Annotated in this window: 1 protein-coding gene; it reads left to right on the forward strand. The window is 47.0% G+C overall.

Translation table 11 applies throughout. The annotated features are described in order from the left end of the window. Positions 1-740: MOSC domain-containing protein (locus R7R78_RS26040; protein WP_225474602.1), on the forward strand; the 740-nt coding region annotated here is incomplete at both ends.

Below are 740 nucleotides of genomic sequence, written 5' to 3' on the forward strand. Positions count from 1 at the left end.
AACCGTGAAATCAGCGTTGCTTGCCGATGGGGTGGTGTTCAGTAGCTTGGGAATGGAACCACTTAAAATCCGTTATCAAGATTTCAAAATGCAGGAAACACCCGCAACAGTTTGGAAAGATGCCTTCACCGCTTACACGACTACCGATGATGCGGATGATTGGTTTAGTCAGGTATTGGGACAGCGCGTAGAGTTGCTTTTTAGCGGTGAACAATCCAATCGTGTCCGTGAAAGCCTGGGACAAAATGTGAGTTTTGCTGACGGCTATCCAGTGTTGGTGATCAGCCAAGCTTCGCTAGAGGAATTGAACAAAAGAAGTTCTGAGCAACACTCCATGGATCAGTTCCGCACAAACTTAGTCGTATCTGATACCAAGCCATTTGAAGAAGATTCTTGGAAGCGCATCCGAATAGGGGAAGTGGAATTCGAATCTCTCAAACCTTGTGAGCGTTGTATTCTTACCACGATCAATACTCAACGTGGCACTTTCCGTGAAAGCAAAGAGCCGCTCAAAACGTTGCAACAGTTCCGCGCCAATGAACGAGGTGGTGTGTTCTTTGGACAAAACCTTGTGGCGCGCAATGAGGGCATTATTCGCCAAGGCGATAAAGTTGAAGTGCTCGAATATAAAGAGCCGGAATTTTATCCGGACAACTCACCTGTGCGCATGACGCTGACGTGTGTTGAGCGTGAAGAGATTGCTCAAGATTTCGTGACCTTATGGCTAGAACCGAGCAAAG

This window comes from Vibrio sp. 2134-1 (genome assembly GCF_033339495.1).